Genomic DNA, 15,282 nt, shown 5'->3' on the forward strand with positions numbered 1-15,282 from the left:
CAGGATCTAAAAGAATCAGAGTGAAATCTGTGTTTTTTTAGGTGCTGTCTTTTTTTCGTGTCTGAGAGGAGTAAGTTATGGCTAATCAAGAAAGTGCTAGTCAAATCATTGAATTTGTCGGGGGCGTTGATAATATTAATACCTTGATTCATTGTTCCACTAGACTTCGTTTTACACTTAATGATTTTGACAAAGCGGACTTAGATAAATTAAAAAGTGTTGACGGTGTTTTAGGAGCTGTTATTGCGGGAGGGCAATGCCAAGTTATTATCGGTAATGACGTTGTTGAAATGTTTGATGCCGTTCAAAAATTATTAGGAAATAATTTGAATGAGGATCCAGGTTCTAAACCTAAACAATCAATCGGTCACTTAGTTTTGGACTTTATTATTGGGGTCTTTCAACCATTAGTTCCTGCAATTGCTGGTGGCGGTATTTTAAAAGCCATCTTGATGTTGGTGGCGATGTTTGGTTGGATGAGTGAAAAGAGTCCGACTTATCAAATTTTGAACTTAATTGGTGGCGCACCACTTTATTTACTACCACTATTGGTTGCCGTGACAGCTGCTCAGAAGTTAAAGGTTAATCCATTGGTCGCTTTGTCAGTGGTTGGAGTTTTGATTTTACCTGACATTGCTTCGATGTTAGCTAAAGGAACTACTCTATTTGGAATGAATGTTCTGAATGTTACTTATAGTTCTCAAGTATTTCCAGCTATTTTGAGTGTTTTGCTTTATGCGGTGATGGAGAAAGTCTTTACTAAGTATTCACCCAAACCAATTAGAATTTTCTTTGTTCCAATGATGTCGATGCTGATTACAGCACCTTTGACATTACTTTTCTTAGGACCTCTAGGTTATGTTGTAGGTCAATATTTCGTTAATATCATTTTGTTCTTAAATACTCATTTAGGTTGGGTCGCTACTGCAATTCTAGCCGGAGTTCTACCATTTATGGTTGCTACTGGTATGCACAAGCCAATGATTCCATACGTTGTTGCAACATTTAGTTCCATGGGTAAAGAAGCACTTTATTTGCCAGCATCATTAGCTCACAATATTTCTGAAAGTGGAGCTTGTTTTGCAATTGCTTTAAGAACTAAGGATTCAAAATTAAGATCTACCGCAATTTCTGCTGGTATTTCAGCGTTCTTTGGTATCACTGAACCGGCTTTGTACGGTGTTACTTTACAACATAAACGTGCTCTATCTAGTGTTATTATCGGAAGTGTTATTGGTGGTACATATATCGGTATCGTAGGTATCAATGCTTTCACATTAGTTGGACCGGGACTTGCAAGTATGCCAATGTTTGTTGATAAGAGTAACCCAATGAATATCGTCAATGCGTTTATTGGATTTGGAATTTCCTTTGTTGTTTCATTCGTAGCTGGTTTATTACTTTGGAAGAACGAAGTTACAACTGACACTAATAAAGAAGAAGTAGAAAAAGAAAATGTTTCCGAAGAATTAGATACACCCGTTGCTGGGAAAGTTGTTGCTTTATCTGAAGTTCCAGATGACGTCTTTTCACAAGGATTATTAGGAAAAGGAGTTGCCGTTATTCCTAGTGAAGGCAAGCTTTATGCACCGGCTGATGGTCAGATTGAAATGATTTTTGATACAAAACACGCTTTAGGTATGAAGACTAATACTGGTGCCGAGGTATTATTCCACATCGGACTCGATACGGTACAATTAAATGGTAAGTTCTTCGATGTAAAAGTTGAAAAAAATCAAGTAGTTAAAAAAGGTGATTTATTGGTTGAATTCAATCTTGAAGAAATCAAGAAAGCCGGATTCAATCCAATCACGATGATGATTGTTACTAATCAAGATCAATATTCAGTTGATAAAACGGAAACTGATAGTGAAGAAGAATTGCAACCGGTCTTAAATATTGCAAAGTTAGGAGTTCAATAATGGGATTAAAAAAAGGATTTTTATGGGGTGGCGCAATCGCTGCTAATCAAGTTGAAGGTGCCTGGAATGTTGATGGCAAAGGTCCCTCAGTAGCCGATGTTGCTACTTACAAACCAAATGTTGATGTCAAAGATTACAAGAAAAATGTTGGGGTTACTTCTGAAAGTATTCAAGAAGCACTTCAAACTGACGACACAGAGTATTATCCAAAACGCCGAGGTATCGATTTTTATCACCGTTATCCAGAAGATATCCAATTGTTTGGAGAATTAGGCTTTAAGACGTTACGAATTTCGATTGCTTGGAGTCGAATTTTCCCAACTGGAGAAGAGACAGAACCTAACCAAAAAGGCTTAGACTTCTATAAAAGAGTATTCCGCGAGATGCACAAGTATAATATCGAACCACTTGTAACGTTGTCCCACTATGAAATGCCTTTAAATTTGGCAATCAAGTATAACGGCTGGGTCGATCGTCGCGTGATCGATATGTTCAGAAGATTCTGCGATTCATGTTTCCACGAGTTCAAAGATGATGTGAAATATTGGTTAACGTTTAACGAAATTGACAGTGTCACGCGTCATCCATTTACCTCAGCTGGCATTATTCCGGATAAATCTGAGAACTTGTTGCAAGATGAATATCAAGCTTTCCATCATCAATTTGTTGCATCAGCTCTAGTAACAAAGGATTGTCACGAAATTATCCCAGGTAGTCAAGTTGGTTGTATGCTGACTAAATTGACTGATTATCCTAACTCTTCTGATCCAAGGGATGTTTTGGCATCATTCAATAAAAATACTATGAATTATTTCCCTGGAGATGTGCAAGTCTTCGGTGAATATCCACCACTTATTTTGGATTTCTTTAAGAAAAACAACCTTAAGATAGAAATGACTGATGATGATCTTCAAATTTTAAAGGAGAATACGGTTGATTTTGTTTCCTTCAGTTATTACATGTCGATGGTTTCTTCTTATGATGAGGGAAACCTTGAACTAACAGCTGGAAATACAATTGTTGGTGGGAAGAATCCACATTTAAAAACTACTGATTGGGGTTGGACTGTCGATCCAGTTGGCTTGAGAATTTCCCTATTACAATTGTATGATAGATATCACAAACCATTGTTTATTGTCGAAAACGGTATGGGTGCTAAAGACACTTTGACTGATGATAAAAAAGTTCATGATAATTATCGAATTGACTACTTTAGAGAACATTTCCGTGAGATGATTAAGGCAGTTGACGCTGGAGTTGATTTAATGGGTTATACTAGTTGGGCTCCAATCGACTTGGTCAGTGCTTCAACTTCACAAATGTCGAAACGTTATGGATTTATTTATGTCGATGAAGATGATTTAGGTAAGGGTACTTTGAATAGATACAAGAAAGATTCATTCGATTGGTATCAAAAAGTGATTGCCTCAAATGGTGAAGATTTAGATTAATTGTAAAGGAGACGGTAAATGGATGAAAATTAAAAAAGTTCTGAACTCGAGTGTTGTGTTGGCAGTCAATGACAGTAACCAGGAATTCATTTTGCTTGGTAAAGGTATTGGTTATGGTAAAAAGCCTGGTACTGTGCTCGACAATGATTCTTATAACCAAGTTTTTGTACCGGTTGAAAATGGAAACGTCGAACAACTGTTGACTTCGATCGCTCAGTCGTCTCCTAAATTAATGGAAATTGCTCAAAAGATTATCGCACATGCAAATGATTGTATGCATACTAAATTGAGTAGTTCGCTTTATGTATCTTTATTGGATCATTTGAAATTTGCTCTAGAACGTGAAGAGCATAACGTCGTTATAACGAATAAAGTTTATTGGGAAATCAAAACTTATTATTCTAAAGAATTCTCCGTTGGAATGTATGCTGTTGATTTGTTGAATAAGGAAATGGGTACACAATTTTCTGAACAAGAAGCAGCTAATATTGCAGCTCATGTAATTAATTCAGAAACAGGTAGTGATGATCGAAGGGATGCTTTAAAAGCTGGACAAATCATTGGCCGAATCGTTAATATTATCAAATATCAATTAGGTAATGTTGACGAGTCATCTCCGAATTACCAGCGTTGTGTCGTGCATGTGAAGTTTCTCGTGGAACGGATCATTGCAGGTAATATGTTTGAAGATGCTGATCCAGCAATCTTTGCCATTGTTAAAAGTAAGGATGAGAAAGCCTTTCAAGTCGCTCAAAAAGTTTCTGATTATGTGAAAATTAAATTCTCTGAGCCATTGACGGATGAAGAGCTCATGTTGATGACGATGCAAATACAGAGAATAAACGGATAAACAAAAAGAAGACCTCAAACGAGATCTTCTTTTTGTTTTATACATAGAGAGAACTACTAATTGTATCGAGTATCATGGATAATTCATTGGACGTGCAAGTACCAATAAGTCTATTAACCCTTGCATTTATGTCTATTGATCTAAGATGTTGGCATAAAGCCAAACCATGGATCCCTCTACTTGCTTTTGTTGCCTTTATAGGAATAGTTAATCCGTAGTTCTTAATTTTTGAAGTTATCGGAACTATTAGTACATTTCCAGTCAAATCATAGAAATCGGGAATTGAAACAACTATTACAGGTCTAGTTCTACCTTGTTCATGACCGATAACAGGTTCTAGATTGACCATAAAAATACTACCTTGAGGAATGTAGTGATGATACATCTAAAATTTCTCCATTCCCACGGACGGACCCCAATCCATTTCAGTATTGTTAGGTCTCTTCTGCTTTTTTAGATATCCAAACTTCTTCATTAGTCTAGAAGTAGATTCTTTCTTACGAATCACTAAAGAACCGTTCTCAACCTTAAGGGTTAATTCAGTATTTTCAAAATCGTCAATGCCCAAACTGTTTATTAATTCTCTAGGTATTAATAAACCTTTTGAGTTAAAGATGGGCTTGGCAAATGTTTCATTTTTTTCTTCCACGAATTGGTCATCTCCTTTCGAGCGCATTTCATTATCATGTTATAACGCAGCATAATTCAAATCAATATAAATGCGTTCTTTAATAAAAGTACGCAAAAAAGAAGACCTCAAGCGAGATCTTCTTTTTTTATTCGCAGTAGTGGCTGTTTACCGCAAATTATTCAGTGACTAGATTGCTAAATTATTAACCTTTTGAAGGAAGGGGTATAAGACACAATCTAGCACTCTACCTTGATTTTGTGAGTTGATCAACGATGACCCCAAATGATAACCATTCTACAAATTATCAAATGTCAGGCTTATCAGTTCGACTCATTTCTTGGTACGACTATATATTACGATGTGGGATTGGTCCCAGGTCAAGCGTTTTCTTAAAATACTTTTAGTAACTTCCAATAAAGTGTGGCGTTTCATGTTCGTAAGGCAAGTGAGTGTCGTTTAATTGGTTGTATAAGTAGATAAAACCATTGTGCATTTGATTGCGGAAACATAAATCGATTGTTGGAAAATTCATCAAGGAGGCTATTTCACTATTATCGCTACCAATCACGAGACAATCTTCAGGAACACGAACGTGATGTTTGCGTAATGTCGCTATAAAGTCGGCCGCTACATAATCAGTGAAAATCAACATAGCTTTGGGTGGATCAGGACTTTTTAACCACTTTTCAGCCGCAGCGTGGCCGACACCATTTTGGCCATCATAGAAGTCGAAGGTTTGTATGCTTTTTGGATGCTGTTGGGAAAAATCTTCGATAGCTTTGATTCGAGCTTGCGTGTTACCGTTACGAATCGGTGACAGAATGTGGCCCACGTGATCGTAACCTTCGTTATTAAGACGTTCTAAAATTTTTAGATAAATGGGGTAGTGGTCGATGTAATTGGAATAGATATGGGGGTGTTCAACCCTTTGCCAAGTAGCGATAGGACCGAATTTGGCATAGGAGCTGATAGTGTCCCAGGAGTTGAGTCGTAACGCTATAAAAACGGCATCCAGACGTTTACTAGTGAGCAAATCAAGCGTGTGCAACTCCTTTTCCGGATTCTTGGTGAAGTATAGATTGACGCTGTAACCGTATTTTGAAGCAACTTGGGTAAAGGCATTGATCAGCTCGCCAACTAATGGCATGTAATCGTTGATCAGAAAGCCGATGGTATTTGTGCGCTTGCTCCTCAAGTTTTTCGCTACTTGATTAGGAATGTAGTTCATTTCGTGCATAGCGTCTAAAATGATTTTTCTTTTTTCTGCACTCACATAGCCGTTACCACTGACGACTCGTGAGATGGTTGATTTGGAAATTCCTGTTTTCTTAGCTAAATCGTAAATTGTTGTCATTTAATTCCTCTTATTAATAATTCTTCATTAGTTTAATTATACATTGAAAACGTTTACTGCTCTAGAACGGTTGTTTTATTATCTGTCATTGTTATACTAAGTCCGTATTACATAAGGAAGGTGAATATTTATCGTTAGTTGACAGCAGTAATATTTCGGCCACATCAGTTTGTGGCGTAGCAATGAATTCAATTGAAATCAACGCGAAGGGAAATATTACTCATGAAGTCTAAAAGGATTCTCGGATCCGTCTTTTTAACCATTGCTTCAATTATTTGGGGAGCAATGTTTGTAGTTGTAAAAATTATTGTCAACGAGGTACATCCAATTCAACTCGTTTGGTTGGAATACTTAGTTGCGTTAGTGTTCTTGATTGGCTATTCAATCATCAAACACGAGAAATGGCACATCAATTGGTCTGATTTGAAATTAATTTTTTGGATTGGGATCATCGGAAACACAATTTCGTTAGTTGCCCAGGAAATGGGTACCGGGTTGTCCAATGCCCAAACTGGTTCAGTGATCACGTCAACGATTCCAGCATTTATGATCATCTTCGGTTGGCTGATTCTGAAAGAAAAATTGGACAAAGTTAAGATTTTCTCCGTCATCATTGCGATTCTTGGAGTGGTAATGATCGTCGGGTTAAAGATGTCAGGAACAAATGTTGTTTTAGGAGTCTTGCTCCTAGTTCTTGACTCAATCGCTTGGGCCTTGATGTCAGTCTTGGTCAAGAAAGTAAAGACTTACAGCTCTTTACAAATTACTATTATGTCAACAGTAGTAGCGGTAGTTGCTCTGACACCATTTATTTTGAGTGATATGTCATCACTTACAAGCATCAACTTCGCTGAACCAAAAGTAATCTGGAGTCTTCTATATATCGGCGCTGTATCAACAGCCGTCGCCTATGTAATGTGGAATCGTGGGTTACAAATCGTCAGTGCCGGTTCATCTGGTTTATTCTACTTGATTCAACCAATCGTCGGTTCATTCTTAGGTTGGTTACTGCTAGGGGAACAAATCTCAGTCGGTTTCGTCATCGGTTCAGCAATGATCCTCCTCAGCGTCTGGATCTCTGTTAAATACGACAATTCATCGTCGAGTGACACGAGTTTAGCCAGCGCCGGGAGTAACATTTGAAAATAATAAACTATCAGTGAATCCATTTTGGGTTCACTTTTTTTGTTGGAAAAATTTCCGAAATGTAAATGAAAATTATTGTTCCTTTTTCAGTTGGCAATGCTATAATTTTTACAAAAATAAGATTTCGATAGAATTTTATAAATTTATTGTTCCTGAGAAACCACAAGGTCAAAGATTATGTCTAATAAAGTAGTAGGTTCTATTTTATTAAGTATCGCTGCTAGCATTTGGGGTGGTACTTTTGTTGCGGTAAAAATGGTTGTCGGAGTAATTCATCCAATCCAGTTGGTCTGGCTAAGATATTTAGTCGCGTTAATTTTTTTAGTTGGTTTCTCATTGATCAAACGAGAAAAGTGGCACATTCAAAAGAAGGATTTGAAATGGTTTTTCCTTTGCGGATTGACCGGTTACGCCATCTCATTAGTTGCTCAAGAAACAGGGACTTGGTTTTCCAGTGCTCAAACTGGAGCCGTCGTCACATCATCAACTCCAACTTTCATGGTGATTTTTGCATGGTTGATTCTAAAAGAGAAGCTAGATCGAGTTAAAATAATTTCACTGATCATGGCCACTTTAGGCGTCGTCATGATTGTTGGTGTTCATCTGAGTGGAAAACATATCATTTTAGGAGTCTTCTTCTTAATCATCGCTGCTTTAACTTGGTCGTTCATGTCCGTTTTGATTAAATTATTGCCCAATTACACTGCATTACAAATTACGATAATTTCTACCATTGTTGCCATGATTTGCCTAACTCCATTCGTGATGGGTAACATTGCCGCGTTATCAAGTGTCAATTTCTTAAATCCAAAAGTAATTGCTTGCTTACTCTATGTTGGAGCGTTATCCACCGCTGCTGCTTTTGTGATGTGGAATAAAGGTTTGACCATGGTCAGTCCCAGCATCTCCGGTTTGATTTACTTGTTACAACCGATCGTCGGGACACTGTTAGGTTGGTTGATCCTAGGCGAGAACCTCACGTGGGGATTTGCTTTAGGAACCGGCCTGATTTTGGCCAGTGTCTGGGTCTCAATTCGCTTTGCAAAATAAGTTTTAGCACATTCCTGAAAATGGGATGTGCTTTTTTCGTGCTTATTTTTTAGAAAGGAGTGCTGATTTTATGTTTTAATAACCATCGTAATTTTAATAAATTTCTCTAAATAGTAACCGATATTTAAGTTTTTATATTAGAAGAGAATGCCTATTATACTGCGGTTTTTAACGTGAAACCTAATATAATTAAATTGCCGTTTTTTACTGAAAAAAATCTTGATGATTGATACAATTTTTTAGATTTCGAAAAAGGGGGATTTTCGGGACAAACTAGGAGGAAAACAATTATGAGATTTCAACAAATGAAACAAGACCCAAATACAATCATGAGAAAGAAAATGTATAAAAAGGGCAAAAATTGGATAGTTGCTTCAACCCTAGCTTTAGGTGCGAGTGTTGCTTTTGGTACTACTGTGGTGGATGCTGCTACACAAGTAGATGACTCGAAGACTATTGAGACATCAAAAGATACTACTAGTCAGGGAATAAAAGATAAGGAAAATTTACAACCAGACTTTGAATTGCCTGAAGTATTAGGTTTAAGAGATGTGTTAGCCTTTGGTAAGGATGGCACCTCAAATTTTGTTATTTCAAGAGCTGGAGTCTTGTATCTATTAGAGGGCGAGTTGTCTGTAAAGGATACGCAAGAAATTGGGAGAAAGTATGGAAAATTGATTACTTCCATTGATACAAGTTTCGCAAAAGGTAATGCTTTTTATAGTGTAATTGCTCCAGAAGATAGTTCACGTTTATTTGCTGATTATTTTACTGAAGTAATTAAAATGAATATTGGAAAATTGGATATATCTTCAGCAAAGGATATGTCATCCATGTTTGAAAATATGAATAATTTGAAGACTTTTGGAATTTTGTTTAACCCAAATAACGGAATTAATTCGACAAGTATGAAATCTATGTTTAAAAATGATAAAAATTTAATTGATGTACATTTAATGGACTTGTATAGTAGTAAAGTTATGGATATGTCTGAAATGTTTTTTGGATGTTCATCTTTGAAGGAAGTGGATATATCTACATTTGACATGTCCAACGTAACAAATACAAAAGACATGTTTGGGAAAACCAATTTAGAAAGTATCACTCTATCAGCCAAGAATAACTTTTCAAAAGATACTTTATTGCCTAATGCGTATTCTAGAGATTGGATTAGTAATGATCCTAGTGGAGAAGTACTTCAATTTTCGTCAGATGGAAAAACTGGTGCTTCTTTATCTAAATATTATGATGGGTCGAAAAGTACTGGTTTAAGAACATTTAAAGTTAAGCCAGCTGAGAATTTGGTTGAACAAGAATTGCCAGATGGATTAGGAACTAAAGAAATAATTGCTAAGGGTAAAGATGGGACTTGTAATTATGTTATTTCAAACAGAGGGACTTTGTATCTTCTAGAAGGGGAACTGTCAGTTAAAGATACTCAACAAATTGGTAAGGACTATGGAGAAAAAATTTTTAGAATTACAACTGCTTTTGCAAAGGGGGATGTAAAGGCACCTAAAGATTCTTCTAACTTATTTGCTAAAGGATTTACTAAGGTAAGGGATTTTACCTTATATAGATTTAATACTATGGAAACCAAGGATATGTCTTACATGTTTGCAAATTTAAAAGCACTTAATTATTTTGATAGTGATCTTAATACTAGCAATGTTGAAAGTATGAATTCAATGTTTAAGGGTGATCAAAGTATAAATACACTCAGTATAAATAGATTTGATACTTCAAAAGTAAAAGACATGTCAGAGATGTTTGCTGGTGTTTCATCCCTTAAAGATTTAAATATCTCGAAGATTGATATGAGACAAGTTATCTCGACAAAGGATATTTTTAAAGGAACAAATCTAACTTATATTTCATTAGGGGCAAAGAATAAATTTTCAAAAGAAGACACACTCCCTAACAAATATTCAAGTAACTGGGAAACTAAAAAGGAATATGATGGAAGTGATTTGTCTTTCTCATCTACTGATACGACTGGATTATCATTGGCAAAATACTATGATGGAAAAGGTGGGATAGGTGAGCATGGTTTTTATGCGGTAATACCAACAATTACAGCCGATGTTACTATAAAAACTAACTTAGGTGAAAAAGTTGTAAGAAATGTAACAGGAAAAGTAGGTGATACATTTTACATAAATGTTCCTACCATAGAAGGGTATTATATGGATCAAACGAGAGTTCAAGTTAAAGTGAATGAAGATGGTACGATTACCACATCTGATGAGATAACTTATCACCCTGAAAATCCTGAAAATCCTGAAAATCCGGGGGATTTAAATGAACTTCCTGATGGATTAGGAACAGATGAGATTATCACTAAGGGGAAAGATGGAACATCTAATTATGTTATATCGAATGATGGAAAATTATATTTGATTGGTGGAAAAATTACTGTCAAGGATACACAAGAAATTGGGAAAAAGTATGGTAACAAAATTATTTCTATCGATATAAAATCAGGTGTGAAATTACCGGAAGATTCATCTTCACTATTTGCTAACTATTTTGTTAATGTAAAAGACATAAACCCAACAGGATTTAATTTTAGTAGTGTGAAGAATATGTCATCTATGTTTGCTGATATGCATTCACTTAAAGAAATTGAGTTATGGGATGAAATTGAAACTGTGACTGACCTGCATGCAATATTTAAAAATGATTGGAATTTGATTAGAATATTTATGCCTTATGTCAACACAAGTAAGGTCACAGATATGTCAGAGATGTTTTACGGTGACTCTGCATTAAGAACATTAGATGTTTCTCGCTTTGATATGAAACAAGTTAAAAATACTAGTAACATGTTCACCAAAACAAACTTATTTAAAATTACTTTAGGCGCAAAAAATAAATTCCATAAAGAAGATGTATTACCGAACTTTGGTTCAAATAATTGGATTTCTGTTGGAAAAGGAACAGAAGAAAAACCAGAAGGATTATTATCGTTTTCAGCAACTGATACCTCAGGGCAATCGTTGGTAAAATACTATGATGGTGAAGGAAGAAAAGGATATCAAACATTTGTAACAAAAGCTGTCAAAGTAAAAGCTGATGTTGTAATTGAAAGTAATTTAGGAAAACAAGTTGTTAAGAATGTAGAAGGAAGAAAAGGTGATACAATCACAGTTTCAGTCCCTTATGTAAAAGGATATACAATGGATAAATATTCTGTTAATGCAACTGTTAATGCGGACGGTACGATTACTACGACCGAAAAGGTTGAATATACTCAAGATGGATCGGGTCAAACGTCTACTAAACCAACTCAACCTTCTAACCCACAAACACCAAATAAACCAACAACTCCAACAAAACCTTCAAAACCAAACAACAATTCTAACAACAACGAAACAACGGTTAAACCACAAGTAGTAAACAAAACAAGCAAAATTACAACTTTCAGTGATAAAGGTAATGTCACAATTTACCATATCAATGGAAATAAAATTACTAAGGCTAACAGAATGTTGGCTGCTAACACTAACTGGATGAGTGATCAACAACTCGTCATTGATGGCGTTACTTATTTGCGCGTTGCGACTAACGAATGGATCAAACTAAGCGATGGCTACAATTATGAAGCTGTTAATAAAGTGGTAACCACTAAATGGCAAGCTAGATTAGTTGATGCACATGGCAAAAAGATCACAAATCGTGCCTTGCAAGCAAATTCTGATTGGCGTACGGATATGATTGTTTATATCAACAATGTTCAATATTACCGCGTCGCAACTAACGAATTTATTGCTGCTAGTGACGTAAGATAGATTTTTGAAACATTCCTAATTAATTTTGGGGATGTTTTTTGTTTTCAAAATTTCCATCCAGAGAGTATTACTTTGATTATCAAATACGATTATTTGAGGGGAAGAATAATGAATAAAATTCCAACACCAAAAGTAAGTGAAATCTTGAAAAAGGAATTCCTGGAACCTTTAAATTTGCCATCACGCAATCTAGCTAGTGAAACTAAAATACCATCTGAACGAATTGAAGGTATACTCAGCGACCAGCTCAAGATAACAGTAGATGATTCAAAAAAATTAGGACAATTTTTTAACGTTTCCAAAACATATTTCTTAGATATTCAAAAAGATATCGATAAAAGATCAATTTAAAATAAAAACTAGTAGAAATCCTAGTTTTTTTCGTAAAGAAAATGGTTCCAAAATACACAAATCGGAACCTTAGTTGTGTATTTTAGAACCATTATTGAATATCAATGCAACATAATAATCATGCTTGATTTTACGTAATTTAAAACATCTGGAGCTAAATGTAGTAGGTTGATGATACAAAAAAAGGCGAGTCGATTGCGAACTCGTCTTTTTACTTCTATATATTATGATTCAGCTTTATGAATATCGCCTAGAATGTCATGTCCAGAAAAGTCAAAGCTGGAAAAATCTTTGTTATTCACTGGCAAATGTTGTTCTAGGGTATCGAATTGTTGAATGGATACTGTACCAGTTGCACTTCCGAATTCTAACATGTGGCCGCCGAAGTCGTGGTCATCTGCTAAAAAGTGGTTGTGGAAACCGGCAACTGCAGCTCCGTCGAAAAGCTGTGGTGAGTAATAGCTCAACATGGTACCGGCGACTGTTTCGCGTTGAAAAATACTTTGGCATTCGGCGGTTTTGGATAGTGTGTCGTATGGCTTCTGGGATTTTTTCACTGCGCGGGTTTTGACGTTCTTGAAGGTTCCGTGCAATTCGATTGAGAAGAAAGTGTTGGTGCTAGTCAAAGAAGTGACTTTTTCTTCCAAATCGCTTTGAGAAATATCCTTAACGTCGAACATTTTTTGATAATTAGCGAAGTGAATGTTAGCAAATGGCATCGTGAAATCGTCAGGTACGATATTGACGGATCCGTGGCTGTCGATTTGATAAGGTGTGCCGTTTAAAATCACTAGCTCACCATCTAATCCTTCACCAGTTCCGATACCGGTATCGCCGTGTTGCAACATTTCTTTCATTGTAATTGTACCGTCTAACAAACCAGGAACTAGTAAAGCTAGTGTTCCGTGTTGGTAGAGAATATTTGTTTTTGACATGAAATTCTTCTTTCTATCTTAGTTCAAAACATCGTCAACTAACTTGGATGCTAGTTTAATATTATCAGAATAGTCAACTGGGATGTGCAAGATAACTGGTCCCTTTGTGTCAAAAGCCTTGGCTAGCATTGGTTCGAGATCTTCAGTTCTCTCAACGCGCATACCAGTAGCACCGAAACTTTCAGCGTACTTCACGAAGTCAACGTGACCTAATTTGACACCGGCATCGTGACCGTATTTAGAAATTTCTTGGAAACGAACCATGTCGTAATAGCCGTCGTCCCAGATCAATTGAACGATGTTCAAATGTAAACGAACCGCCGTTTCAAGATCTTGACCTGAGAATAGGAAACCACCGTCACCAGCAACAGAAACAACCGGTTGTTCAGGACGTTCCAAGGCAGCTGCGATAGCCCAAGGAAGTGCGACACCTAGTGTTTGCATACCGTTACTGAAAAGCAAGTGTCTTGGCTTGTAACTTCTGAAGTGACGTGCCATCCAAATGTAGAGACTACCAACATCAACTGTGACAGTCGTGTCGTCGTTAACTTGATTTTGTAGTGCATGGATGATAGCTAGTGGATGGATACCGTCCTTGTCAGAATGGTTTTCAGGGATGGCATCAGTCTTAGTGAACTTAACCTGTTCATCAGCCAAGTGTTCATGCATTTCTTTACCTAGGTCGATGTCTTCTGGTAAGTTAGCACTAACCGAGTTAAGAGTCTTAGCAATATCAGCGTTAACAATCAAGTCAGGTTGATAATCATTGGTGATTTCTGGCTTGACGGCATCGATATTAATAATTTCCCCATGACGGTCGATGTTCCAGTTACGAGCTTCATATTCAATAGGATCGTAGCCGACAGCGATGATCAAATCACTTTCTTTGAGGATAGTATCACCAATCTGGTTGCGGAAAAGGCCGACACGTCCGTAATAATTTTTTTCCAAATCACGCGAGATGACTCCAGCACCCTGGAAGGTTTCGACAACTGGGATTGAGAACTTGTGCAAGAAATTGTGAATAGCTTCTGTGACTTCATTAGTAGAAGAACGCATACCAGCCAAGATAACTGGCAACTTAGCTGCCTTGATCTTGTCAACGATTTCGTCGATAACTTCTTGATTCATACCGCCTTGATGGACTTTGTGGAGTGGGTCGATAACCGGACGAGTAACTTCATCATTCAAGACATCTTGAGGAATAGATAGGAAGGCAGCCCCAGCTTTAGCAGTAATCGAATTTTGGTAAGCGTTTGCAAAAGACTCCGACAAATTGTTAGGATCTTGAACTTCCACACTATCCTTAGCAGCGGCGCTCAATAATTCTTTACTTGCGATAGCTTGGTGCGTTAATCTAGCTATATCATTTCGTGGAACTTGTCCACTGATAGCAACGACTGGGTCACCTTCAGCTGTAGCCGTGATGAGTGGTGTAACGATGTTTGAGACACCAGGACCAGAAGTAGTAGCGACAACTCCAGGTTTACCAGTGATTCTACCGATTCCGGCAGCGATGAAAGCGGCGTTTTGTTCGTGACGAGTAATAATTAATTTTGGCGTTTTAGGGTCGTTATTGTGCTCAAGAGATTCAAATAATCGGTCAACTTTAGCACCAGGTACTCCGAAGACGTACTTAATACCTTGATTAATCATTGTTTGGATCAATGCATCAGCACCAGTTTGATTTGACATTTAAATAACCTCTTTTTTTATGTAGATTTGTTTTATACTTATTTATAAGAAGAATTTAAAGCATTCATGTTGATTTGTCAACACGTAACTATTTTCAAAGGATGAA

General features: G+C 36.7%; 12 protein-coding genes. 7 read left to right on the forward strand and 5 right to left on the reverse strand.

What is annotated here, in order from left to right; translation table 11 throughout:
* Window positions 1-77: 77 nt before the first annotated feature.
* The 3 genes from U8521_RS04970 to U8521_RS04980 are packed head-to-tail and all read left to right on the forward strand — an operon-like array spanning window position 78 to window position 4,223.
* Window positions 78-1,922: a PTS beta-glucoside transporter subunit IIBCA gene (locus U8521_RS04970; RefSeq protein ID WP_334352045.1), complete on the forward strand. Its 1,845-nt coding sequence runs from the start codon at window positions 78-80 to the stop codon at window positions 1,920-1,922.
* Window positions 1,922-3,373 (forward strand): glycoside hydrolase family 1 protein, encoded by a 1,452-nt coding sequence (locus U8521_RS04975; RefSeq protein ID WP_334352046.1) that lies wholly within the window; start codon window positions 1,922-1,924, stop codon window positions 3,371-3,373. Before U8521_RS04970 ends, U8521_RS04975 begins: the two co-directional genes overlap by 1 nt.
* A 22-nt stretch (window positions 3,374-3,395) precedes the next feature.
* On the forward strand, window positions 3,396-4,223 hold the full coding sequence (locus U8521_RS04980) for a PRD domain-containing protein (protein ID WP_334352047.1): 828 nt from the start codon (window positions 3,396-3,398) through the stop codon (window positions 4,221-4,223).
* Between the two features lie 37 nt (window positions 4,224-4,260).
* Here the strand turns inward: U8521_RS04980 and U8521_RS04985 are convergent, their stop codons facing one another.
* From U8521_RS04985 to U8521_RS04995, 3 genes are all read right to left on the reverse strand, one after another.
* Window positions 4,261-4,608 (reverse strand): type II toxin-antitoxin system PemK/MazF family toxin, encoded by a 348-nt coding sequence (locus U8521_RS04985; protein ID WP_334352048.1) that lies wholly within the window; start codon window positions 4,606-4,608, stop codon window positions 4,261-4,263.
* Window positions 4,609-4,872, reverse strand: a complete 264-nt coding sequence (locus tag U8521_RS04990; RefSeq protein WP_334352049.1) for an AbrB/MazE/SpoVT family DNA-binding domain-containing protein — start codon at window positions 4,870-4,872, stop codon at window positions 4,609-4,611.
* A 382-nt stretch (window positions 4,873-5,254) separates the two neighbouring features.
* Window positions 5,255-6,208 (reverse strand): LacI family DNA-binding transcriptional regulator, encoded by a 954-nt coding sequence (locus U8521_RS04995; RefSeq protein ID WP_334352050.1) that lies wholly within the window; start codon window positions 6,206-6,208, stop codon window positions 5,255-5,257.
* 222 nt (window positions 6,209-6,430) lie between these two features.
* Here U8521_RS04995 and U8521_RS05000 point away from each other — a divergent pair, with 222 nt between their 5' ends.
* The 4 genes from U8521_RS05000 to U8521_RS05015 all read left to right on the forward strand — a co-directional run bounded on the left by U8521_RS05000 (window position 6,431) and on the right by U8521_RS05015 (window position 12,546).
* Window positions 6,431-7,351 (forward strand): DMT family transporter, encoded by a 921-nt coding sequence (locus U8521_RS05000; protein ID WP_334332118.1) that lies wholly within the window; start codon window positions 6,431-6,433, stop codon window positions 7,349-7,351.
* Window positions 7,352-7,531: 180 nt separating this feature from the next.
* On the forward strand, window positions 7,532-8,404 hold the full coding sequence (locus tag U8521_RS05005) for a DMT family transporter (RefSeq protein ID WP_334352051.1): 873 nt from the start codon (window positions 7,532-7,534) through the stop codon (window positions 8,402-8,404).
* Window positions 8,405-8,694: 290 nt separating this feature from the next.
* A complete protein-coding gene (locus tag U8521_RS05010; RefSeq protein ID WP_334352052.1) occupies window positions 8,695-12,195 on the forward strand; it encodes a BspA family leucine-rich repeat surface protein in 3,501 nt (1,166 codons plus the stop codon).
* Between the two features lie 108 nt (window positions 12,196-12,303).
* Window positions 12,304-12,546 carry a HigA family addiction module antitoxin gene (locus U8521_RS05015; protein ID WP_334352053.1) on the forward strand — a complete coding sequence of 81 codons (243 nt, stop codon included), beginning with the start codon at window positions 12,304-12,306 and terminating at the stop codon, window positions 12,544-12,546.
* Window positions 12,547-12,770: 224 nt separating this feature from the next.
* Here U8521_RS05015 and budA read toward each other — a convergent pair whose 3' ends face one another.
* Together budA and alsS are read right to left on the reverse strand one after the other, a co-directional pair.
* A complete protein-coding gene (budA, locus tag U8521_RS05020) occupies window positions 12,771-13,481 on the reverse strand; it encodes an acetolactate decarboxylase (RefSeq protein ID WP_334352054.1) in 711 nt (236 codons plus the stop codon).
* Between the two features lie 18 nt (window positions 13,482-13,499).
* A complete protein-coding gene (gene alsS / locus U8521_RS05025) occupies window positions 13,500-15,176 on the reverse strand; it encodes an acetolactate synthase AlsS (RefSeq protein ID WP_334332122.1) in 1,677 nt (558 codons plus the stop codon).
* Between the last annotated feature and the right edge of the window lie 106 nt (window positions 15,177-15,282).

It is taken from the genome of Companilactobacillus miaonis (assembly GCF_036913615.1).
Lineage (GTDB): Bacteria > Bacillota > Bacilli > Lactobacillales > Lactobacillaceae > Companilactobacillus.